Consider the following 21,613-nt stretch of genomic DNA (forward strand, 5'->3'; position numbering starts at 1 on the left):
TAGCAAATAATAAGTAGCAAGTAGAGGTGATATTAAATTGAAAAGAAAAAAAGACAAACCTGAAATTGAATCACCGGTAATGCATGACACATTGCCACATATTTCAAATTTCCCTTCCTTTAAGGGTACAGAAATTAAAATGGAAGAGCCATTCGTTAATTCACAAGGAGTCGTTATTGGAGATAGTAAGTATAGCTCACCAAACTCACCACTAAATAATTGGTCTGAAGAAGTTGATCCTTCAATAATGGCTGGAGACGAATGGGTTCATCCAACGAATGATATTGGATGGGCAAGTAAAGAAAACGCATTACTTCTGGAGTCAAAAAAGAGAGAACCAACAAAACAATTTATGCATCCACAACATGAAACGAAAGATTAAATGCCTGATAGAAAGTAAACAAGGGTGGGGATAGGAAAAATAACATTCTCCTTCCGCACCCTATCCATTAAAACAGTGTGATATTTATATTCCCCTTTTTTTGCACTAACAGCATATGTAATTGTGCTCTGTGGTGTGTAAAGTGAACTAGAATTTCTACTAACCATTCGAATCTAGAATATTCAAGTCCCCAATATGAAGTGACTTTTACAAATAGGTCGTCTTCCTTCATATTTAAATAGGTCTCTTTTATTTGAAATAAGTTTTTTAAAAGTAGGCCCCTCATTCCATCTACCGTTTTACATTTGACAGCTTTATAATAATTTGCCATTTCTTCTTGATTAGCACCACTCATAATTTCTAAATCTGCTCCGATTAACTCACATAAATGCTGCAATACTTCTTCGATTGACTTCTTATCATCAACAGGACGAAAATTCAAATCCTGATCATCTATTAAATCAATCATCTCTAAAACACAATCGACTGAAAAACTCAACTGGTGAATCACATTTTCAACATACATATTATAATTAGCAAAATTAAAAAAATGCCGAAATAAAAGGAGTATTTTCAAGTCCCCTATAATTTCTGCCTTCTTTCTCTCTGCCTTCCCCCTTTACGATCTTTCCTGCCCTTCCTACCTCTAATATATCAAAAAAAAATGGACGTTACCCGCCCATTTTTAATCTTTATTAAAGTTTTTATTAGATAAGTCTGTAACTTTTTCAGCAGCCAAGTGGTGATATTTTTTTGTATTTTCAACAAGCTTTATCAAGTTCTTATAAGTTTGTTTTGCACCCAGTACTAGTAAAGGTACTCCAATAAAATCGATTTTCAAAAATCTTGATGTAAAGCCGCCTAATGTCATTGCTAATGGTACGGTCGGTGAAGTGCAGGATAAAATAATTTTATCTTCGCCATTTAGTAAGATTAGACCTAAGCTTTCAATTGCATTAGGTACATTTTTAGTATATCTTTTTGCGACTGTATAAACTTGATCACCGTTTTCATCTGCTCCATGAAAAAATATTTTCCCACCATCTTTTGGTTTCAGTTTATTAAATAGATAAGTATTTTTCACTTCTTCTGTTGTAGGTTCTCGATCAAGCGGTAATTGTTTCAAATGATAGGCTGCAGCTAAAGCAGAAGAATGTGTCCCTCCAAAACAATAATAAATATAATATTTCATTCATCTCATCCTCAAATTTTTGTATTAATAAGTATGTAAATGTAATTGCTTTGAATCCCATTCTGCAAAGCATACTTGTTTCAATGATAAATCTGCCTCTTTAAGTTTTTTATGTACCCAATTCTCATCTTTCTCTAATGAATTAAGTGCTCTTTTCATAATTTTTCCATCACTTATCACTACAACTGGTAAAAATTCTTTTTCTCGTTGAATTTTTAAATCTTGCTTTGTAGGCGTATCAAAATCTGATTTCTTTAAGACACTGACAGTACCGTCGTTTTCTAAAATAGCGAATGCAACTTCACTAACAGAAAAAGTATCTTTTGTTCTAAGTAATTGCATCAATTGATCAGTATCTAGACGATTTCTTTTCAGTTCTTTCCATTGAATTGCTCCATGTTTTATGACAACCGAAGCATCTCCTTCTAACAACTTCCTAGCTTTAACTGACTTTTGCGTTAAAAACTCTGTAACTAATATTAAAGCCCCCCATGTAAATACACTAAATAGTATTTTTGCTAGAGTTGCTTCGCTATCATATATTCCATCCCCAAGTAAATTTCCTAGCACAAGTGAGGAAATCAAATCAAATGGTGTTATTTGAGTGATTTGTGTTTTTCCATTAATTTTTACGACAATAAAAAGTGCGATATATCCAAAAAATAATTCGCTAAACATTTCTTGATAACTCATGTGTAAAACACTCCTAATCTTTTATTACCTTTAAATTTTCTTACTATTTAATGCTTTTTATACATTTGAAAGAAAATTCTAATCCATTTTTAATTATTAGTTATCTACTTAAATAATTGCTGATTATGATTTGAATGCACATGCAAATTCACTTCAACGATTTAGATAAATATGAGCGTCTTGATGATCTCCAACTGTAACTAAGTCTTTTAATATCTTAGCTAAAATATAACTATAAACTGTTCCATTCCCCCCATATGCCATCAGAAAATAACAATTGGGATATTCATTGTATTGTCTAATCATAGGTAACCCTGAATGAGTACCTCCAAATGCTCCTGTCCAATAAAATTCAGCTTTTGCTTTATTATATTGAGGAAATAAATCAACCAGTTTAGTAATAAGTTGTTCTTTTTTATGAAATAGTAATGATTCTCGTTTTTCAGGAATAATTGTAGGTTCATCGAGACCGCCAACTATAATTCTTCTATCCACTGTCGTTCGCAAATATAAATACGGTCTTGCTGTCTCCCAAATCAAACAATTTTCATACCAAGCATGATAATCTTCAATAATTGGCTGGGTCGTAATCGCAAAAGTTGAAGTCAATGTAGCATTTTTCTCACTTTTTACTTCTAAGGATTCATACCCTCCTGCAAAAATTACTTTCCTTGCACGAATGTTTCTTTTATTTTTAGTAAATAATTGTACCCCATTTTCTACTCCAATAATACTTGTCACTTCCGACTCAGTATAAATCTTTAAACCTCTTTTCATGGCATATAATAGTAAGCCATGTGCGCATTTATATGGATTTACCTCTGCATCAGCTCCTGTATAAAGTGCAAGCTCTTTAGTAAAATTGAACTTTTCTTTAATTTGTGACTGAGTGAATCGTTCTACATTGAATCCATTTTCTTTTAAGACTTTGAATTCTAATTCAAGCTTCTCTTTTCCATCTTGATCACTTGCAAAATATAAACTTTTTCTTTTTATAAAATCAGGATCAATATCAATTGTTTTTGACATTTCTTCTAAACCTTTAATTGCCTCTACACATAATTGATAATGTCGTACTGCTTTTTCTTTTCCATAAGAATTTATAAATGAATTCAACGATTTATCATTTGAATATTGTAATAATCCTGTATTTGCACTTGTACTTCCTTGAGCAATATTACGCTTGTCCAATAAAATTACTTTCGCACCAGTTTGACTTAGAAAATAAGCACATAAGCATCCTGATTCACCGCTTCCAACAATTACATAATCACAATCTTCATCTTCATCTAAAGGTTTAAAGCGAATTTGCTCTGTTTGTGAAAGAGAATAAGTCGAAGGCCAATATAGCTTACCACTAATCGTTTTCATAATTTTCTCCCTTCAACAGTTCTTCTTTATAGTAGTTTTTGTCTATTTCATGAAAAAAATCCCACTTTTTAAAAGTGAGATTTTTTATACTTTAAATTACTATTTTATTTTTTTGTTTCCATAAAAAACATAGATTACGACCTTTCAGTTAACCATTTACCAATTGTCGGATAAGTTGTTTTTAAAGAAACTGGTCCAAACATTATTGAAACATGGCCTGATGGAATGGATACATATTGCTTATCCACGCTTGAAATATACTCATTTAATGCCTCTACTTGACATGGCATCGCGATATGATCTTTCGTAGCAGAAATATTTAATACATTTGCTTTAATATTAGACAAGTCTACTTTTCTACCTCTAATCTCTAATTCACCATTTACTAACTTGTTTTGTTGATAAAACTCACGAATCCATTGGCGATATGCTTCGCCAGGGAAAGGAATTCCATCAGTAACCCATTTTTGCATTAACTGCCAAGACTTAATAAATTTCGAATTATCAGAGCGATCTAAAAGTGTTACATAAGGTCCAACAAAATTTGTAATTGGTTTTAGCATTTTGTTACCAAAATCAATCATTTCTGGTGGAATATTTCCTAATGTATCGACAGCTTTGTCTAGTGCAAAATATTTTTCATTTAAAAATGCACCATATAAACCAGTATCTGAAAAATCAAATGGACTAGTTATAAATATTAAATTTTTAATTGGAGCCTTTTCATATAAGGCAGCATACATACTTGTTAGAGTACCACCCATGCAATAGCCTAAAATTGATAATTCATCAGCACCTGAAAAACGTAAAACTCGATTTACTGCCTTTGCAATATAATCATGAATGATATCATCAAACTTCAAATGACGATCTTCATGTGCAAATGTTCCCCAATCTAATAAATAGACATCAAATCCTTCATTAACTAAATACTCTACAAAGGAATTCCCCTTCGTTAAGTCCAGTATATAAGGCTTATTAATTAATGCGTATACTAGCAATATTGGAGTCTTTTTTACTTTTTTTGTAGTTGGAATATAATGATACAGTTTACTCTTATTTTTAGTCCAAATAACTTCTTTAGGAGATTGCCCGACTAATGGTTCTCCTTCTTTAATTAAAATATCAGCAGTTTTTTTCAATCTTTTATAAGATTCCTTTAATCCGTTTGGAAGCGATTCAGATGCTTCTTCTAACGTTTGTGAACTAAACATACTATTCCCCCCTATATGAGAATGTCAAATTACTTAGACGTAAAGACCACCATTTACATTAATCTGTTGTCCAGTAATATATTCTCCGTCTTGGCATAAATAAAGAACTGCTTTTGCAATCTCATCAACTGTGCCAAATCTTCTTTTCGGGATTCTTGATTTAATTTGTTCTTTCACATTTTCAGGAACTTCACTCAGCATGTCTGTCTCGATAAATCCTGGACATACTGTATTAACTGTAATGTTCGTTTTCGCTAATTCTAGCGCTAATGATTTAGTAAATCCAATCATCCCTGCTTTTGCAGCAGAATAGTTTGTTTGACCGAATCCACCAGCCTGACCAATTACAGACGAAATATTGATAATTCGTGCATTATCAGATTCTAGTAAATGCGGTAATGAAGAATTACATGTATTATAAACACTGCTTAAATTTACATTAATTACCTCATGCCAATCTTCTTCGCTAAGTTTTTTAAAGGTACGATCTCTCGTAATCCCAGCGTTATTAACAATAATATCTAAACGTCCAAAATGTTCAACCGTACGATCAACTAATGCTTTTGCTTGATCTAATTCAGCAACATTCGCTTGAACTGCTAAAGCTTCAAAACCATTCTCAAAAAGTTCATCTACAACTGCTTTTGCATGTGCTTCGCTATTATTATAATTAATTACAACCTTTGCACCTTTTTCTGCTAATGCGAATGCTATAGCTTTTCCTATTCCTTTTGCTCCACCTGTTACGATCGCTACACGATTTACTAAATCCATTAATCATTCTCCTTTTTTACCCAATTATTGTTTTGTTGTTAATTGTTGTAAAAGTTGCTCAATATTCGTCATTGAAGACTTTAATTCACTAACTTGTTGTTGAATTGATTTGGTTTCAGCTTTCACTTTTGTAAGATCTCGTTTTAATGCGGCTATGTCTAACTCTTTTTTCAAAGTAGCTACATCTAAATCTTGATGGTTCTCGAAATATAATTGGTCCTCTAATGTATCAACCTTAGATTCTAAATTAATCACTAGGCTTGCTACATTTGCAATATCATCTTTTGAAGCAATATTCGAAGCCTCTAAGAATGTTTTGGATTGATCATTCATCATTTTTTTACAAAATAGATTAAAATCAACTACAGAACCCATCCACTCAGAAAATTCTTCCTTCTGAACAACATCGTTCATCATTTTTCCCCAGTATTTTTCATTAACATCATACATTTGCTTCCACATTTTCAATGGATCTGAAAAATTTTGTTCTGACATCTTTAATCCTCCTCACTCTACTTTAAGTATAGAAAACAAGCTGACGACAAAACAATGCTAGATTTTCGTGATATTTCTACAGTACATGTCGAATATTGTTTTTTAATATTCATTATATTTAAAATACATTGACAATAAATTTAACTAAGTGTAAATTACACATAAAGGATGATTCCATACTACGTTATAAGGGGGAACAATACTTTATGACAACAAGTAATAAGGACACAAACAAAAAAAATAAGCAAGAAGCTTCTGATTCACTTACATTGCCAAAAAACTTCTTAGTTCCCTTCCTACTTCTAAGCCTTAAGCAATGGAATATGCATGGCTATAAATTAATGCAAGTTTTGTTTGATTTAGGTTTCACAACACTGGATTCAAGTAATGTTTATCGAATTCTGCGACAACTTGAAAAAGAAAGTTATATTAAATCGAGTTGGGAACATGGAATCGAAGGTCCTGCTAAACGGATTTATTCGATTACAGATGCAGGCGAGGAATATTTAAAAACATGTCATAATTCATTTACTCAATATAATCAAATGCTTCAAACATTTTTTTCAATCTATACTAGCTCTTTCTTTCCATTTAGCAATTCTGATGAAAATTTTAAAGATGATTGAAATTGCGTAATGCATTCAATAATAAATTTTTTTGGAGGAAACACTAATGACTGAAAAAACACTTGAGTTACAATCAGAATTAGCAGCAGAGAATTTTCAAAAAATGCTTCAATACTTATTAGATAATCAATTACAAATTCAACAATGGACTGAGTCTTTATTACAAGAGCAAGCAAAACAATGGAAAGCTTTAAATGAGCAAGTACAGGTACAGCAACAAGAATCATATGAACAATTTCAAGAAATGATTAAATTAATTAACGAAATTAAGCCCACTCTGAATCAAGAATCGTATGAAAAAACATGGAAAAAATTATTTGATCAATTTGCTCCTTTTCAATCATTTTGGATGAATATGAATCCAAATCCATATCAAACATTTTTTCAAACAATGAATACAATTTCGAATCAGCAACAACAATTTTTCCAACAAATTTTTAAACAACCAGCAACTAACTCACCTTTCACTAGTTGGACGAACTTATTTCAACAGTTCCAAAAAAATCAAGAAGATTGGTTAAAACAACTACAAGAATTCTCTTTCGCAAAACTTTAATTGACTATCAATTTTCTTGAATAGCTAGATATTTCATCAAAGAGAGGATGAAACAAAATGAATGTTTTCGAAAGTGCAAGAAATGTACAGGAAGTTCATTTTGACTCCATATCAGTTGGTGATGAAGCTACTCTTGAAGTTAAAATTACTGCAGAGTTAATCGAGCAATTTGCTGCAATATCAACAGATGTAAATCCAATTCACTTATTAGATGATTTTGCTAAAGAAAGCATCTTTAAAGAGAGAATTGCACATGGCATGTTGATTTGCAGCTTTATTTCTTCAGTACTAGGTACTAAACTTCCCGGTAAAAACACCATCTACTTATCTCAAGAAGTATTTTTCAAAGCACCAGTAAAAATTAATGACACGATCAAAGTAATTGTCAGTGTATTACGTAAAAGAGAAGACAAAAAATTATTAACACTCCAAACCAATGTATATAACCAAGAAAATATGCTCGTCGTTGAAGGTACTGCATTGGTTAAAAAGTTAACATAAACCTAATATGACTGTATTTACCAAGCATGATAAAAACCTATCTGTAAAAAATATAATTGTAAGCTATTTTCTTACAGAAAGGGAGATTATCATGACTAGAACGAATAAGTTATTAGTTCCAGGTGTAGAACAAGCACTTGATCAATTTAAATACGAAATCGCTAACGAATTTGGAGTGACTTTAGGCTCTGATACAACTGCGCGCTCAAATGGTTCAGTTGGTGGCGAAATCACTAAACGTTTAATTGCTCAAGCGCAAAGTCATTTAAAAGGTATGTAATCAAATTTATAACTATATAAGATGGCTTAATATAGGGGAGATTTTATTCTTCCCTTTTTATTTTTATTTTTTGGAAAAAAATAACACAAATATCTTAACTAGTTGTATAGACAAGTCTGAACTTTTAAGTTAATATTGAAAGCGTAATCATAATATTAATTTTTATTGGAGGAGTAAACTATGCTTAGTTTCTTACAACGTATTGGTAAAGCATTAATGCTACCAATCGCAGTCCTTCCAGCTGCAGGGCTTTTACTGCGCTTTGGACAACCTGATTTGCTAAACATTCCGTTTATGGCTGCTGCAGGTAATGCAATTTTCTCTAACCTTCCATTAATATTTGCAATTGGTGTTGCAATTGGTATATCTAAAGATGGAAATGGTGCTGCTGGTCTCGCGGGTGCAATTGGTTATTTCGTTTTAACTGCAGGAACAACAACAATTAATAAAGATATTAATATGGCTGCTCTTGGTGGTATTATTACAGGGGTTATTGCCGGTTTACTTTATAACCGTTTCAGTGGTATTAAATTACCAGAATGGTTAGGTTTCTTTAGTGGACGTCGATTCGTTCCGATTATAACGTCTGCTACAATGCTTGTTTTAGCTTTAGTTTTTGGTTATGTATGGCCAACAATTCAAGATGGAATTAACTCACTAGGTAGCTGGATTATTGATTTAGGTCCAATCGGTGCTGCTGTATTCGGTTTCTTAAACCGTATCTTAATCCCATTAGGATTACATCACGTTTTAAATACAATTTTCTGGTTCAACTTAGGTGACTTTACAGATGCTGCTGGCAAATTAATTCACGGTGACTTAAACAGATTCTTCGCTGGTGACAAATCTGCCGGAATGTTCATGACTGGTTTCTTCCCTATTATGATGTTCGGTCTTCCAGCTGCTGCATTCGCAATGATTGCTGCTGCTAAACCAGAAAGACGTAAAACTGTTTCAGGTATGTTTATCGGGCTTGCTTTAACTTCTTTCTTAACTGGTATTACAGAACCAATTGAATTTGCATTCATGTTCATCGCACCAGTATTATATGCAATTCATGCTATTTTAACTGGATTATCAATGGGTATCGTAAATGCTTTAGGTATTAAAGATGGATTCACTTTCTCAGCTGGTTTCATGGATTATATCCTTAACTACAACATTGCAACAAAACCGATTCTGTTAATTTTAATTGGTCTAATCTTTGGCGTAATTTACTTTGTTGTATTCTATTTCGCTATAAAGAAATTTAACATTAAAACGCCAGGTCGTGAAGATGAAGAAGTAGAAAATGATGAAGTAACGACTGAAATTGGTGATTCTTTATACCTACAAGCTTTAGGTGGAAAAGAAAACTTAACAAATATTGATAACTGTACTACTCGTTTACGTTTACAAGTTAAAGATGCTTCAAAAGTAAATGAGTCACTTCTTAAAAAAGCTGGTGCTCGTGGAGTTATTAAATTAGATGATAAAAACGTTCAAGTAGTTGTCGGAACAAATGTAGAATTTGTTGCTGAAGACTTAAAAAAACAAGTAAAATAAATCAAAATTAAAGCTTGTCCTTTGAGGACAAGCTTTTTTGTTTTCTAAATGACTTAGTTTTACTTTCTCATTAATCCTGTCTTTCATTATTCCTACTCAATCTGTATTGATCTTTCAATTAAAAGTAAAAAACTGTGTAAAACAATTGTAGAACAGTTTTTTTAGTACAATTTATTAATCGCTTTTTAGTGATTTTAAGACCAAGCTGAATTTTTCCTTCTATATATAGAAGATCTACTATCATTCTCCATTTTCAATACTCGTCTAATCCATCTTCTTTTTTAAAACCTAAATTAATATCATTTAGCTAACACAAAATCAAAAGGTACTGTTTTGTAACATCAATAAATAATTTCAATTTATTCACCTTTAATACGAATTTTACAGAATGATTACAAAGTTAACTGAATGTAAACAAATTTGGATTTTTCTTCCACAAATATAACGAGAAAATAAGGCTTTTACTTACTATCTGATTTTTTTTTTGGGAATATTATACATAGAATTAATCAAATTAATGATTATTATTCTAGTAAAATAGTAGTTATAACAACGATTTTTTTAATTTCTGTATTAAAACAGTTTACCAAAAAAACCCTCAAATTTGCCTCCCCATTATTTCCCATAATTATGTCATGCGTTTTCATGCTAAAGTATTACTTGTACAGCGAGAACAGAACAAATGGAGGAGAAAGAACATGAAAAAAATCGTTACTTTATCAACTATGGCTGCTACTCTACTAGTGGGTGCTCCTGTAAGTGCAGTAAAAGCAGATACAATTAATAAGGATACAAAATCATATAACCACGTTATTAACTTAAGTGATTCTTTATTCAATTATTTTAATCTACCAAACTTATCAACTACAAATGGTCCTATTAAAATCGATTTAACTAAATTTTTATCAAGCAATGGTTTAGATATGAAGCAACTTCAGGATTCTATTAAACAACAATTAGCACAACAAGGTGCAACAAAGCCTGCTAACCCAGGAACTACAACACCTTCGGCTCCAACAAAGCCTGCTAAACCTGAAACGCCAACAACTAAACCGACGGTACCAACTACACCATCTAAACCAACTACGCCGTCAACACCAACTAAACCAACTACACCATCAACAGATACATCATCTAATACTGCTTCATTATCAGCATATGAAGCAAAAGTAGTTGAATTAACAAATGCAGAACGTACTAAAGCTGGATTAAAACCATTTACAGTTAATGCAACTTTATCTAAAACTGCACGTTTAAAATCACAAGATATGACTGATAAAAATTACTTTGACCACAACTCACCGACTTATGGATCACCATTTGATATGATGAAACAATTCGGTATCACTTATAACTATGCAGCAGAAAACATCGCTAAAGGTCAAAAAACACCTGAAGAAGTAGTAACTGCTTGGATGAATAGTGCTGGTCACCGTGCTAATATCTTAAACCCTAACTTAAACCAAATTGGTGTAGGTTACGATTCAAGATCAAATGCTTGGACTCAACAATTTATCGGTAAATAATTAATAAATAATTAAAATTGTCTCTAGCTGTCTCTAAAAGTAGTCCATCTGAATGATGGACTACTTTTTTTATTATACGAAGATCATAATAAATTATAAGTTAATCCATAAAGAAAACTCGCTAATTTGCGAGCCTTTAGTCGAAAATAGAAGCTTATGTTTCACTTATACAACAACCACGTCTTGTTTTCTATTCCTCTTCTTAATGTAAAAATACTTTAGTTAGCTTAATTGACTAAGTAATCGTGCCATTGAATTTGAATCAATACCTTCAATTGAGGAATTATTCTTACGTACACCAGAACCAAAATGGATTTCTCTTACAGTCGTAAAATCAACAAAATCAGATACATTTTCGATTGTTAAACCGCTGCCTGCTAAAATTTTAATGTTTGATTCATTTGTCAGTTCAACCATATTTTTAATTACTTCTTTTCCATCAATCGCACTAGTCATACCACCAGATGTTAAGACATGAGTAATTTCTGGATATTGCATCAATGTTTTAATTGCTTCTACTATATTTTTCGAATCATCTATCGCCCTATGAAACGTAAAGTTCATACCTCTAACATGATTTGTCACGCTTTTCAAAAACTCTTCATCAATTGTATTTTCCTCAGTTAAAGCGCCAAATACGATACCTGCTGCTCCCAGTTCCTTGCAGATAGAAATATCATTTAAAATTACTTCTTTATCATATGTATCATATATAAATGAACGACTATGAGGACGAATCATTACGTGGACGGGAATTGAAACATTTTGAATGACATTTTTTATTGTTGCATAACTCGGAGTTAAACCTCCTTCTTTTATTCCAGTAACTAATTCTATTCGATTTGCTCCGTATTTTTCTGCATCAATTGCATCTTTAACATTTGTTGCAATTACTTCTAATAACATCATATACATTCATCTCTTTTCATTTAGTATTTGTTGTATGTCAGTAGGAAATGGAATGTTGATCGATAATTCCTCTTTCGTAAATGGATGAATCAATTGAACATTACTTGCATGTAATCCTTGACGATTCAATAATTTACGTTTACCACCATATAAAACATCTCCAATCAATGGGTGCCCTAAAAAGCTTAAGTGAACTCGGATTTGGTGAGTTCGACCTGTATCTAACTGGCACTCTAAGATCGTTATATTTGATTTGGAGATATATTTTTTCTTCGTATAATGGGTAATTGCTTTATCTCCTTTAGGAGAAACCCTTCTTCTAGTTGGATGATGTCGATCTCTTCCGATTGGTTCATTAATTGTACCTTTTAGAGACTTAACATTTCCCTCAACAATTGCTGTGTAAGTACGCTTAATTTTACGCTGACTTAGCATTGAATCTAGAATTGAGCTACTTAATGCATGTTTAGCAAATACTACACCACCTGTTGTATCTTTATCTAAACGATGAATGTGCCTTACTTTAATTTTCAATCCGTTTTCTTGAAAATGATATGCTACTCCATTTGCTAATGTGTTTAATTGTCCCTTTTCATTAGGATGAGTATCGACTCCAAATGGTTTATTTACAATAAGTAAATGATCATCTTCATAGCAAATTTCGATTGATTGATTTTGAGGAGTCACACCGTAATCTTCTTCATTGAACAATAAAATTTCAACTTGATCATCGGGTAGAAGTATCATATTCCATGGTTTGATTTCACCATTAACTTTACATCCTTTTGCCATTCTTAATTCATGAAGGAGCTTTTTCGGGAATTGCCATTCATTCTTTAAATACGATTCAATCGTTTGATTCTTCTGTGCATCACTTACTTTTACCTGGAACCAGGAATCTAACTTCTTTACTTCCATTTTCTAATCACCACTTTCAATATGGCTATTATATCAAAATAAGAAAGTTCAAAAAAGGAGCACCCATTTTAAAGTGCTCCTTAATTTTACTTATGAATTTGTGAATTAACAGCCTTTAAATGCATTCATATATACTTCTTCAAGCTCCTTCACAAGTGGTAACTTTGGATTTGCAGTAGTACATTGGTCCTCGAAAGCACGGTCAGCTAGATAAGATACTTTCTCTTTAAATTCTTTTTCACTTACACCTTGTGCTTCAATACTCATATTTATATTTAACTCTTTTGATAAACTAATTACAGCATTAATTAGGCTCTCAACTCCCTCTTCGGTTGTTGTAACTGGAAGTCCTAAGAAACGTGCTATTTCAGCATATCTTACATCAGCAATGAAATGCTTATATTTAGGGAATGCTGTAAACTTTGTTGGTTTCTTAGCATTAAATTTGATAACGTGTGGCATTAAGATCGCATTCGCACGGCCATGTGGGATATGGAATTCTGCTCCAATTTTATGTGCTAAACTATGATTAATTCCTAAAAATGCATTTGCGAATGCCATACCAGCTATCGCTGATGCATTATGCATTTTCTCACGAGCTTCAAAATCATTTCCGTCATTATATGCTCTTGGTAAATAATTAAATACTAATTTAATTGCCTGTAAAGCGAGACCGTCAGTATAGTCATTTGCTAGTACACTTACATATGCCTCAATAGCATGAGTTAATACATCCATACCAGTATCCGCTGTAATACTTTTTGGAACAGTTGTTACAAATTGAGGGTCAATAATGGCTACATCTGGTGTTAATTCATAATCAGCTAAAGGATATTTAATATTATTTGCTTTATCTGTAATTACTGCGAAAGGTGTCACTTCTGAACCTGTCCCTGAAGTTGTTGGAATTGCTACGAATTGAGCTTTGCGGCCTAATTTAGGATATTTATAAGCTCTTTTTCGAATATCTAAAAACTTTTGTTTCGGTCCATCTAGAGTTGTTTCAGGATATTCAAAGAACATCCACATTCCTTTTGCAGCGTCCATTGCTGATCCACCACCAAAAGCAATAATTGTATCAGGATCAAATGAAGCCATCCTAGCAGCACCCTTCATAACAGTTACATCTGAAGGATCTGGCTCTACATCTGAAAAAATTTCAATTTGAATATTTTCGTTTCTTTTCTCTAAATAGTATTTAATTACATCAACATACCCTAATTTAACCATTGCTTCATCAGTTACGATAAATGCCTTTTTAACATTTGGCATTTTCTCTAAATAACCTGTTGAATACTTTTCGAAATAAATTTTTGGTGGAAGTTTAACCCATTGCATATTCATATTTCTTCTTCCTAATTTTTTTATATTTAATAAATGCACTGTCGTAACATTGGTTGATACAGAATTTTTACCATGTGAACCACATCCTAATGTTAATGAAGGAATAAAAGCATTATATAAATCTCCAATACCTCCATGTGCAGATGGAGAATTTGATATAACACGACAAGCCTTCATTCTTAATCCAAATTCTTTTTGAATTTCTTCGTTTTGACTATGAATGACAGCAGAATGTCCTAAACCACCAAGCTCTAACATTTCTTCACAACGTTTAAATCCTTCTTCTTTGCCTTTAACTTTGATTGAAGCTAATACCGGACTTAATTTCTCTCTAGTTAAAGGTTCTTTATCACCAACACCATTGCACTCAACAATTAAAATTTTAGTATCTTCAGCTACTTTTATTCCAGCTAATGTTGCAATTTCAAATGCTGATTTTCCTACAATATCACCGTTTACAGCACAAGTTGTTTCATTAATGACAAGCTTTTCTAGTTTCTTCTTTTCTTCTTTTGTAGCAAAGTGACAATTATTTTCTTTTAATTCAGTTTTCACTTCATTATAAATCGCTTCATCAATAATAACCGCTTGTTCAGATGCACAAATCATACCATTATCAAATGTTTTTGATAAAATTAGGTCATTTACGGCACATTTAATGTCTGCTGATTTCTCAATATAGCAAGGTACATTACCAGGACCAACTCCAAGTGCAGGTTTTCCAGTACTATAAGCTGATTTAACCATTCCAGCACCACCAGTTGCTAAAACAAGTGCTACACCTTCATGATTCATCAAGCATTTTGTCGCTTCAATTGAAGGGACTTCAATCCATTGGACACAGTTTTCAGGAGCACCTGCTTTTATTGCAGCGTCACGAACAATTCTGGCTGCTTCACGACTACACTTTTGCGCTGAAGGGTGGAACGCAAAAATAATTGGATTTCTTGTCTTAACTGCAATTATTGCTTTAAATAGTGTTGTTGAAGTTGGATTCGTTGTAGGTGTTACCCCAGCAATTACACCAACAGGTTCTGCTATTTCTGTTATACCAGTTTGTGGATCTTCACTAATAATTCCAACTGTCTTATTATCTTTAATTGAATTCCATATATATTCTGTTGCAAAAATATTCTTTATAATTTTATCTTCATAAACACCACGGCCTGTTTCTTCAACTGCCATTTTTGCTAGTGTCATATGTTGATCTAATCCGGCTAAAACCATTGAATGTACAATTTCATTAATTTTCTCTTGATTAAAAGTTTCAAATTCCTTTAAAGCTTTTTGTCCTTTTACGACCAACTCATTAACTACTTCAGATGCATTACGTAATTCATTTACAATTTTTTCTTGAACAGCCATTTGGCTCTCCTCCTCTATGGACAGTAAGCAAACCATTAGATTATATAATGTCCCACTGTGATATTGTGAAATATTTCACAATCGGTTTACAAATTTAATATATATCGAATTCTTCTAAAATGCTATGTCTATTTTGTGAAATATTTCACATTTATAAATAAACTATTTTTATAAGGATTAATTTTTCTATCTCATGAACTCTCCCATTACTCTGATCAAATATTAATATTTGTAGATATTTGTTAAATCTTTTCTTTTTTCAATTTATTCCGCATATGATAAGATTAAGAGTAAGTTCGAATGAACTTATTTTTCACCTGTTAGAACTTATCTAACAAAACTGGAAAAAAGGACGTGTAACCATGATTGCTCGAAGGAGCATTTGGCAACGTAAAGACTTATCCTACACTTAGCGGTTTTAATTTAGAGAACCAAAAGAACTCTAAAATAAACTGAAGGTAGGCGAAACTATGGTTGACAGGCGATTATGTTATTTCTTCAATGATATATAGCTTTGTAGTTAGAAGGTCCAAAAACTAACTACGAGCTTTATATGTACGTAGTTAGTTTATAAATTACTTTTAACTACTAACTACGAAAAGAGGAAATAACAATGGGTAACAATCGTTTGGGTGAGACCTTAATGATTTTAATCGGTTCATTTATTTTAGCAACAACACTTTATCATTTTCATTTTCAAAACAATCTTGCAGAAGGTGGATTTATCGGGATTGCATTATTAGTCAAAAATGCATTAAACATATCTCCTTCGATCACAACATTAGTTCTTGATGTACCGATTATTGTAATTGCTGGATTTTTCCTAGGAAAAAAATTATTAATTAAGTCTTCAATTGGAGCAATCTCATTTTCTGCATTTTATGCTTTTATAGAAAAAACATCACATATCACTCTACACTTTGGAAATCATCTTTGGATCCCTGCTATTTTAGGTGGAATATTTGCTGGAATCGGTTTAGGGTTAATCCTTAGAAGTGGTGGTGCAACAGGTGGAGACGATATTCTGACAATCATAATGAGTAGAAAATCAAAGATTTCAATTGGTAAGGTTTATTTTATTTTTGATGCTGTCATTCTTTTATGCTCATTAAGTTATCTTTCATGGAATGAAGTTGGCTATACTATTCTTTCTGTTGCAATTTGTGCAAAAGTAACTGAATTGATCTATCAAAGTAAATTTAAAACTGAATCTGTTTCAATTAAATCAAATGGAAAAAGATTACATGCATAATGCATGTAATCTTTTTTAGTGTTATTATAGGTATCCTCAAAAATGAAAAATACAGCATAAAACTTAATGAGTATAATCTTGTTTTACTTCAGCGAAATCTGCAAGTTCATTTAAAACATTTTCAGCTGCCAAATCATATAGGCAATCTTTAAAAAGAATAGCCAATCTACGATAATCATTATATTTATCTAATAGCTCGTCCACTGAAGCTGGATTTTCTCCGCTTTTCTTCTGAATTTCCTCATGTTTTTTAGAAAACTTGATTGTAAATGTACCTAATTTTTCAAACATCGATCCATAAAACTCATCAAAATTAGATACGCTTATTAATTCTTCTTCTTCAGCATCAACTTGTAACCCATCAAATTCTCGTAAGAGTTCGTAAATAATGCTACTGTACTCATCGTTTAAATATATACTTTTTTCGATTCTGTAGCCAATAACTCTGTAGAAATGGCCATCATTCTTCACAAACTGAACAGTATCATTTATTTTAAACTTAAAATACTTAAACATTGTACTTCACCCCTACCAATGTCTTTTATCATACTATTTACAAAATACTATGGATACTATACAGCCAAAACTTTACATATTTAAAAATTACGTTGTATTTTCTTGAATCTTGAAAAAGAACATGAATATTGGTAACCTATACGTACAATGCCTATGTTATTTACATCTTTATACAATTATTTATAGGAGGTGGACATTTCTTTGTTAAGTGATACAGATAAGCTTCTTATAGACGATTTAACAAATTTAATGATTCAAGTACGAAAGAATTGGCAAAAAACAGAGGATGAAGTAAAAAACTCTTTAACTCCACCAAAATACTTACTTTTGTATTTAATATATAAGAATCGAAAAAGTACTGCATCAGAGCTTGGTAAACAAATTGGATTATCTTCAGGTTCAATTACAACTGCAGTTAATAAAATGGTAAGTAACCAACTAATCATTCGAAAAAGAGATAATCGTGACCGCAGGGTTACATGGCTTGAATTAAGTAAAGAAGGCGAACGAACAGTTGAAGAAATTTTCAATCTCCGCCAAGAATTATGGTCTTCCGTATTTAACAAACTTTCAATCAATGAGAAAGACCAATTTCGCTTTTTGTTAAATAAAATAAATTCAGAATAAAAATGGGTTTAAAAAAATAACAGAAAAGCAGCAGAAAAATGAAAATGATTAAAATGAGAATTCAACTAGGCGCAGGCTTGATTTTTAACAATTAAAGAGTAAAAAGTAGATTATATTTCACATAAAAAAGGTCATTAGATGAACTTTTTGAAAATAAGTAAGTATTTTTGATCATCTATTTATGAATAGAAATGTTAATCTGTTTTGAGCAATATTTATTTTTTTAATTAGTATATTGATATGATTTTTAAGTTATTTGGTTCATAATAGAGGTAATAGTAATCGTATGTACTGGGAGAAGGGTGTTTAGTAAAATGAAACATTTAACAATCTTATCAAAAATAGAAAATTATATGGAACGATTTACTCAAGCTGAAAAAAAAATTGCTGTTTATATTATGGAGCATGCAGAAATCGTACCTAACTTAACAACTAAAGATATTTCTAAAAATACAGGTGCTAGTGAAGCGAGTGTCGTAAGGTTTTGTAAAACAATCGGAATCGGAAGCTAACGTGAATAAGAAAAGCATTACTTCTATTGAAGTAATGCTTTTCTTATTTTTTATCAAACTAGTTTTAAGCCATTTGTAATTAGATTTTTTAAAGAATCTACCTTTTTTAATTCGCCTAATTCAGCTTTAAGTGGTTCTACAATATGTGCTAATTTAGCATTAACTGTTGCAATTTCAAGTAATTCTAGACGTAATAACCAATCACTTTGATGATTACGGTTTAGTTCGTTATGAATAGCAATTAGTTTTGAAATGCAGTCATCACAGAATGTATTCTTTTCTCTAATTACTCTTACTTCTTTGTATAATTTTTCTAATTCTGTTAGTGGAGCTGGTGTTTCTTTTTCGAACTCTACCTCTTTAATTGAATCACTAAAGTAAGAAGTTGGATCTGCCGCACCTGGGAATGCAGATACTACGCGAGATCCTACAGCCATATCGAAAGTTCCCCATTCTTTTTTAAATAATTCTTTTCCTCCGTAAGTAACTGTGCAATCTTCAAATGAAATTAATGCAACTTTATCTTCATTTTTAATAATATTCACAATTCTCCCGGAAGCGCTTACATTGCTTGAGAATTCTAAATCAACATAGTTGCCTACGACAATTCCTAAATTTTTAAGTGCGTCATCATCACATTGTTCTAGTTCAATATTTCCTTTTAAAAGTCCAATTGGCGTACCAAATCCTTTTGCGTGGTAATCTTTCCCATGACCATCTAATTGTTTATTGTTTAATGATAATGCAGTTTCACCAGTTGTATTTACATAGATTGCTTCACCATTTTCATCCTTTAAGATCGCATGAACAATACCTGTTACAGATAATCCCGAATTCAACTCAAATGTAGCAACGCTTTTAGATTTAAGAGCTTTGTCTAAGCTTTCAGTACCACCAACTCGGAATGCCATTGTACTTGCTAATTCCTCGGCACCTTCCATTAACTCATCGAAGTTTTTACAAATAAATAGCTGTGATTGCATTTCAGTAACATTTTTCGGATGAACTGTAGCTGCCTCAACAGAGAAAGGAAGTCTATCTACAGCATCTGTAAAGCAATGCGTGCTCTCTCCAACTGAAGATAATAATCCTGCACCGTAAATTTTTGGATTATCTAAATCCCCAATTAAACCATATTCAACTGTTCTCCAGAATACGCGTGAAATTTTTTCCGCTTCTGAAATACCTACGATTGCATTTTGTTTTTCTTCAACTAATCTTTGAGCTGCTGCTTTTTCTTCTTCAGTCGACTTTGGATTTTCCATTACAATTGTTAAATTTCTAACTGCTTCAAATAACTCTTGTTTTTCTTTTGTAGCAAATGCCTTTGCACCGATTGAACCAATTTTTTGTACGTATTCTCTAAATACAGGGTCAAATAAGATTGGCGCATGACCTGCAGCCTCATGAATAATATCTGGAGCAGGTGTGTACTCGATATTCGTAATTTTTCGTATTTCTGTTGCAATTGGTAATATACCGTTTGCTAAAAGCTCAAAAAATGCAGCACCCGGGATTAATCCATTTACGATGCCAGCACCCCAACCAATTTTTGATAAACACTCGTTCATTTCTGCTACGTTTGGAATTTTTTCAGTTTCAATTCCAGACTGCTTTAATCCATCTACAAATGCAGAATGAGCTTTATCCTTTAATGCATGATGATTCTGTCTCATTACATAACGCCATACAGCATGATCGATCGGCGTGTATAAATCGTAATTTTGCTCCGATAAGTATTGCTTCAAGTGAGGTGGTATTATTTTTGTTTCAAAAGTTGCTTCTTTCATTTCATCAGATCCCCTTTTTAAAAATATTCTACTTAATAATCTATTACTCTACTTTCTTAAAAATACCCGTACATTCTAATCTTGCTAAAAGCTTTTTTGAGCATTTCTAAGCAAGTTTCCATCATTTAACCATTTCTACCTTTTCAAAATTACTCCTTCTTTCCACAAAATCTTTTTTTATTCGGTATATATAGTCATAATCAACCAAATGCATCACTCCTTTCAAAATCGAAATGTGGAAGGCGTTTGTTCAGCCTCGACAAGCATAAGACAAAAGTCGATGAAGGTTGGTTTTTAACCTTTATTGGCTTTTGGCTTATGACCTCGAGAGGCTAACGCCTGGAACTAGACACCAAGAAATGTGGAAGGCGTTTGTTCAGCTCCGACAAGCATAAGACAAATGACGATGAAGGTTGGTTTTTAACCTTTATTGGCTTTTGTCTTATGACCTCGAGGAGCTAAAGCCTGGAACTAGACACCAAGAAATGTGGAAGGCGTTTGTTCAGCCTCGACAAGCATAATTTTTCTTCTCTTACTTTTACGTTCCCACACCTATAACATATTCTTTAACACCTATACATGTCTTTTAGATTTCTAACCATAAAAAAAATCCCTACTGTTTGCACAGTAGGGACGAACTTTTATTTCGCGGTACCACCCTAAATTATTAGTACAAAAAGCTATACTAATATCTTCATTTCATAACGGCTCTTCACCGTCTTCCCCTCACTATTCGTTTCGAAGAAGATGCTCTAGGATTGTAATTCATGCGTTTTATGTACTGGTTTGCAGCAACCACCAGCTCTCTGTTACAGGGAAAACTTCACTACTCAATTTCCTATCATTGCTTTTCGTAATTCAATTAATACATACTTTATTCTCATTCCAAAGAAATGTCAACACTTTTTATATTTCTTTTTTAAAATTTATTTTACTATACAAATATAATTTATTTTCTTTTTTCGGGCTCTTTAAAAAAAATATTGATGATTTCCCTTCCAGGATGCTCGCTTTCTTAAGAGCAGGTTCAAAGAATGGCAGAATCAAGGAGAAAGGCAAAGATATTAAAAATTAAAAGACTTTAGAGTATTTTATTGAATTCCTCTAAGTAATTCTCGTCCTTTATACTTTCCCTGCCTTTCCTATTCATCCTTGCCCTTCCCTGCTCTTTCAGTCTCGTACCTTCCACTCCAATCAATGTCTTTAAACTCTATAAAATCTTTTT

General features: G+C 32.2%; 20 protein-coding genes, 2 pseudogenes and 1 other annotated feature. Of the genes and pseudogenes, 10 read left to right on the forward strand and 12 right to left on the reverse strand.

The window, feature by feature from the left end:
- Positions 1 to 79: 79 nt before the first annotated feature.
- Positions 80 to 382 carry a DUF3905 domain-containing protein gene (locus B7R67_RS04445; protein WP_088067997.1) on the forward strand — a complete coding sequence of 101 codons (303 nt, stop codon included), beginning with the start codon at positions 80 to 82 and terminating at the stop codon, positions 380 to 382.
- Between the two features lie 67 nt (positions 383 to 449).
- Here B7R67_RS04445 and B7R67_RS04450 read toward each other — a convergent pair whose 3' ends face one another.
- The 7 genes from B7R67_RS04450 to B7R67_RS04480 form a co-directional block, all read right to left on the reverse strand.
- Positions 450 to 881 (reverse strand): DinB family protein, encoded by a 432-nt coding sequence (locus B7R67_RS04450; RefSeq protein ID WP_158095022.1) that lies wholly within the window; start codon positions 879 to 881, stop codon positions 450 to 452.
- A gap of 186 nt (positions 882 to 1,067) precedes the next feature.
- Positions 1,068 to 1,574, reverse strand: coding sequence for a DUF3189 family protein (locus B7R67_RS04455; protein WP_088067933.1), 507 nt, complete (start codon positions 1,572 to 1,574; stop codon positions 1,068 to 1,070).
- 24 nt (positions 1,575 to 1,598) lie between these two features.
- Positions 1,599 to 2,267, reverse strand: a complete 669-nt coding sequence (locus tag B7R67_RS04460; RefSeq protein ID WP_088067935.1) for a DUF421 domain-containing protein — start codon at positions 2,265 to 2,267, stop codon at positions 1,599 to 1,601.
- Positions 2,268 to 2,420: 153 nt separating this feature from the next.
- Positions 2,421 to 3,638, reverse strand: coding sequence for an NAD(P)/FAD-dependent oxidoreductase (locus tag B7R67_RS04465; RefSeq protein ID WP_088067937.1), 1,218 nt, complete (start codon positions 3,636 to 3,638; stop codon positions 2,421 to 2,423).
- Positions 3,639 to 3,772: 134 nt separating this feature from the next.
- Positions 3,773 to 4,852, reverse strand: coding sequence for a class III poly(R)-hydroxyalkanoic acid synthase subunit PhaC (gene phaC, locus B7R67_RS04470; protein WP_088067939.1), 1,080 nt, complete (start codon positions 4,850 to 4,852; stop codon positions 3,773 to 3,775).
- Positions 4,853 to 4,885: 33 nt separating this feature from the next.
- Positions 4,886 to 5,626 (reverse strand): 3-oxoacyl-ACP reductase, encoded by a 741-nt coding sequence (locus B7R67_RS04475; protein WP_088067941.1) that lies wholly within the window; start codon positions 5,624 to 5,626, stop codon positions 4,886 to 4,888.
- Positions 5,627 to 5,650: 24 nt separating this feature from the next.
- The gene (locus tag B7R67_RS04480; RefSeq protein WP_088067943.1) at positions 5,651 to 6,121 is read right to left on the reverse strand and encodes a DUF4349 domain-containing protein; all 471 of its coding nucleotides are present in this window, start codon (positions 6,119 to 6,121) and stop codon (positions 5,651 to 5,653) included.
- 206 nt (positions 6,122 to 6,327) lie between these two features.
- Here B7R67_RS04480 and phaQ point away from each other — a divergent pair, with 206 nt between their 5' ends.
- The 6 genes from phaQ to B7R67_RS04510 all read left to right on the forward strand — a co-directional run bounded on the left by phaQ (position 6,328) and on the right by B7R67_RS04510 (position 11,155).
- Positions 6,328 to 6,747: a poly-beta-hydroxybutyrate-responsive repressor gene (phaQ, locus tag B7R67_RS04485; RefSeq protein ID WP_088067945.1), complete on the forward strand. Its 420-nt coding sequence runs from the start codon at positions 6,328 to 6,330 to the stop codon at positions 6,745 to 6,747.
- 46 nt (positions 6,748 to 6,793) lie between these two features.
- Entirely contained in the window at positions 6,794 to 7,303 is a 510-nt protein-coding gene (locus B7R67_RS04490) for a hypothetical protein (RefSeq protein WP_088067947.1), read from the forward strand.
- Positions 7,304 to 7,360: 57 nt separating this feature from the next.
- On the forward strand, positions 7,361 to 7,804 hold the full coding sequence (locus tag B7R67_RS04495; protein WP_088067949.1) for a MaoC family dehydratase: 444 nt from the start codon (positions 7,361 to 7,363) through the stop codon (positions 7,802 to 7,804).
- A gap of 91 nt (positions 7,805 to 7,895) precedes the next feature.
- A complete protein-coding gene (locus B7R67_RS04500; protein WP_088067951.1) occupies positions 7,896 to 8,084 on the forward strand; it encodes an alpha/beta-type small acid-soluble spore protein in 189 nt (62 codons plus the stop codon).
- 180 nt (positions 8,085 to 8,264) lie between these two features.
- Positions 8,265 to 9,629: an N-acetylglucosamine-specific PTS transporter subunit IIBC gene (gene nagE / locus B7R67_RS04505; protein ID WP_088067953.1), complete on the forward strand. Its 1,365-nt coding sequence runs from the start codon at positions 8,265 to 8,267 to the stop codon at positions 9,627 to 9,629.
- A 698-nt stretch (positions 9,630 to 10,327) separates the two neighbouring features.
- Positions 10,328 to 11,155, forward strand: a complete 828-nt coding sequence (locus B7R67_RS04510) for a CAP domain-containing protein (RefSeq protein ID WP_235822083.1) — start codon at positions 10,328 to 10,330, stop codon at positions 11,153 to 11,155.
- 222 nt (positions 11,156 to 11,377) lie between these two features.
- On the opposite strand, the gene B7R67_RS04515 is transcribed toward B7R67_RS04510, so the two are convergent.
- From B7R67_RS04515 to adhE, 3 genes are all read right to left on the reverse strand, one after another.
- The gene (locus tag B7R67_RS04515) at positions 11,378 to 12,064 is read right to left on the reverse strand and encodes a copper homeostasis protein CutC (RefSeq protein WP_328587363.1); all 687 of its coding nucleotides are present in this window, start codon (positions 12,062 to 12,064) and stop codon (positions 11,378 to 11,380) included.
- Between the two features lie 6 nt (positions 12,065 to 12,070).
- On the reverse strand, positions 12,071 to 12,982 hold the full coding sequence (locus B7R67_RS04520; protein WP_088067955.1) for an RluA family pseudouridine synthase: 912 nt from the start codon (positions 12,980 to 12,982) through the stop codon (positions 12,071 to 12,073).
- Between the two features lie 105 nt (positions 12,983 to 13,087).
- A complete protein-coding gene (adhE, locus tag B7R67_RS04525) occupies positions 13,088 to 15,691 on the reverse strand; it encodes a bifunctional acetaldehyde-CoA/alcohol dehydrogenase (RefSeq protein ID WP_088067957.1) in 2,604 nt (867 codons plus the stop codon).
- Between the two features lie 613 nt (positions 15,692 to 16,304).
- Here adhE and B7R67_RS04530 point away from each other — a divergent pair.
- The gene (locus B7R67_RS04530) at positions 16,305 to 16,943 is read left to right on the forward strand and encodes a YitT family protein (RefSeq protein WP_235822084.1); all 639 of its coding nucleotides are present in this window, start codon (positions 16,305 to 16,307) and stop codon (positions 16,941 to 16,943) included.
- A gap of 323 nt (positions 16,944 to 17,266) precedes the next feature.
- Here the strand turns inward: B7R67_RS04530 and B7R67_RS22800 are convergent.
- Positions 17,267 to 17,459, reverse strand: a pseudogene (locus B7R67_RS22800) (histidinol dehydrogenase); the annotation flags it as partial.
- A gap of 201 nt (positions 17,460 to 17,660) precedes the next feature.
- Between B7R67_RS22800 and B7R67_RS04540 the strand changes: the two are divergent.
- The gene (locus tag B7R67_RS04540; protein WP_088067961.1) at positions 17,661 to 18,086 is read left to right on the forward strand and encodes a MarR family winged helix-turn-helix transcriptional regulator; all 426 of its coding nucleotides are present in this window, start codon (positions 17,661 to 17,663) and stop codon (positions 18,084 to 18,086) included.
- Positions 18,087 to 18,400: 314 nt separating this feature from the next.
- Positions 18,401 to 18,595 (forward strand): annotated as a pseudogene (locus tag B7R67_RS04545) (MurR/RpiR family transcriptional regulator); the annotation flags it as partial.
- 56 nt (positions 18,596 to 18,651) lie between these two features.
- Here B7R67_RS04545 and B7R67_RS04550 read toward each other — a convergent pair.
- Positions 18,652 to 20,388, reverse strand: coding sequence for an aromatic amino acid hydroxylase (locus B7R67_RS04550; RefSeq protein WP_088067965.1), 1,737 nt, complete (start codon positions 20,386 to 20,388; stop codon positions 18,652 to 18,654).
- Positions 20,389 to 21,014: 626 nt separating this feature from the next.
- Positions 21,015 to 21,242, reverse strand: a binding site (T-box leader).
- Positions 21,243 to 21,613 lie beyond the last annotated feature (371 nt).

This window comes from Gottfriedia luciferensis (genome assembly GCF_002156865.1).
GTDB lineage: Bacteria > Bacillota > Bacilli > Bacillales > Bacillaceae_G > Gottfriedia > Gottfriedia luciferensis.

Coding starts and splice junctions, on each gene's coding strand:
- B7R67_RS04445 (WP_088067997.1), top strand. CDS start 80: ATGCATGACACATTGCCACATATTTCAAATTTCCCTTCCTTTAAGGGT.
- B7R67_RS04455 (WP_088067933.1), bottom strand. CDS start 1,574: ATGAAATATTATATTTATTATTGTTTTGGAGGGACACATTCTTCTGCT.
- B7R67_RS04460 (WP_088067935.1), bottom strand. CDS start 2,267: ATGAGTTATCAAGAAATGTTTAGCGAATTATTTTTTGGATATATCGCA.
- B7R67_RS04465 (WP_088067937.1), bottom strand. CDS start 3,638: ATGAAAACGATTAGTGGTAAGCTATATTGGCCTTCGACTTATTCTCTT.
- phaC (WP_088067939.1), bottom strand. CDS start 4,852: ATGTTTAGTTCACAAACGTTAGAAGAAGCATCTGAATCGCTTCCAAAC.
- B7R67_RS04475 (WP_088067941.1), bottom strand. CDS start 5,626: ATGGATTTAGTAAATCGTGTAGCGATCGTAACAGGTGGAGCAAAAGGA.
- B7R67_RS04480 (WP_088067943.1), bottom strand. CDS start 6,121: ATGTCAGAACAAAATTTTTCAGATCCATTGAAAATGTGGAAGCAAATG.
- phaQ (WP_088067945.1), top strand. CDS start 6,328: ATGACAACAAGTAATAAGGACACAAACAAAAAAAATAAGCAAGAAGCT.
- B7R67_RS04490 (WP_088067947.1), top strand. CDS start 6,794: ATGACTGAAAAAACACTTGAGTTACAATCAGAATTAGCAGCAGAGAAT.
- B7R67_RS04495 (WP_088067949.1), top strand. CDS start 7,361: ATGAATGTTTTCGAAAGTGCAAGAAATGTACAGGAAGTTCATTTTGAC.
- B7R67_RS04500 (WP_088067951.1), top strand. CDS start 7,896: ATGACTAGAACGAATAAGTTATTAGTTCCAGGTGTAGAACAAGCACTT.
- nagE (WP_088067953.1), top strand. CDS start 8,265: ATGCTTAGTTTCTTACAACGTATTGGTAAAGCATTAATGCTACCAATC.
- B7R67_RS04510 (WP_235822083.1), top strand. CDS start 10,328: ATGAAAAAAATCGTTACTTTATCAACTATGGCTGCTACTCTACTAGTG.
- B7R67_RS04515 (WP_328587363.1), bottom strand. CDS start 12,064: ATGATGTTATTAGAAGTAATTGCAACAAATGTTAAAGATGCAATTGAT.
- B7R67_RS04520 (WP_088067955.1), bottom strand. CDS start 12,982: ATGGAAGTAAAGAAGTTAGATTCCTGGTTCCAGGTAAAAGTAAGTGAT.
- adhE (WP_088067957.1), bottom strand. CDS start 15,691: ATGGCTGTTCAAGAAAAAATTGTAAATGAATTACGTAATGCATCTGAA.
- B7R67_RS04530 (WP_235822084.1), top strand. CDS start 16,305: ATGGGTAACAATCGTTTGGGTGAGACCTTAATGATTTTAATCGGTTCA.
- B7R67_RS04550 (WP_088067965.1), bottom strand. CDS start 20,388: ATGAAAGAAGCAACTTTTGAAACAAAAATAATACCACCTCACTTGAAG.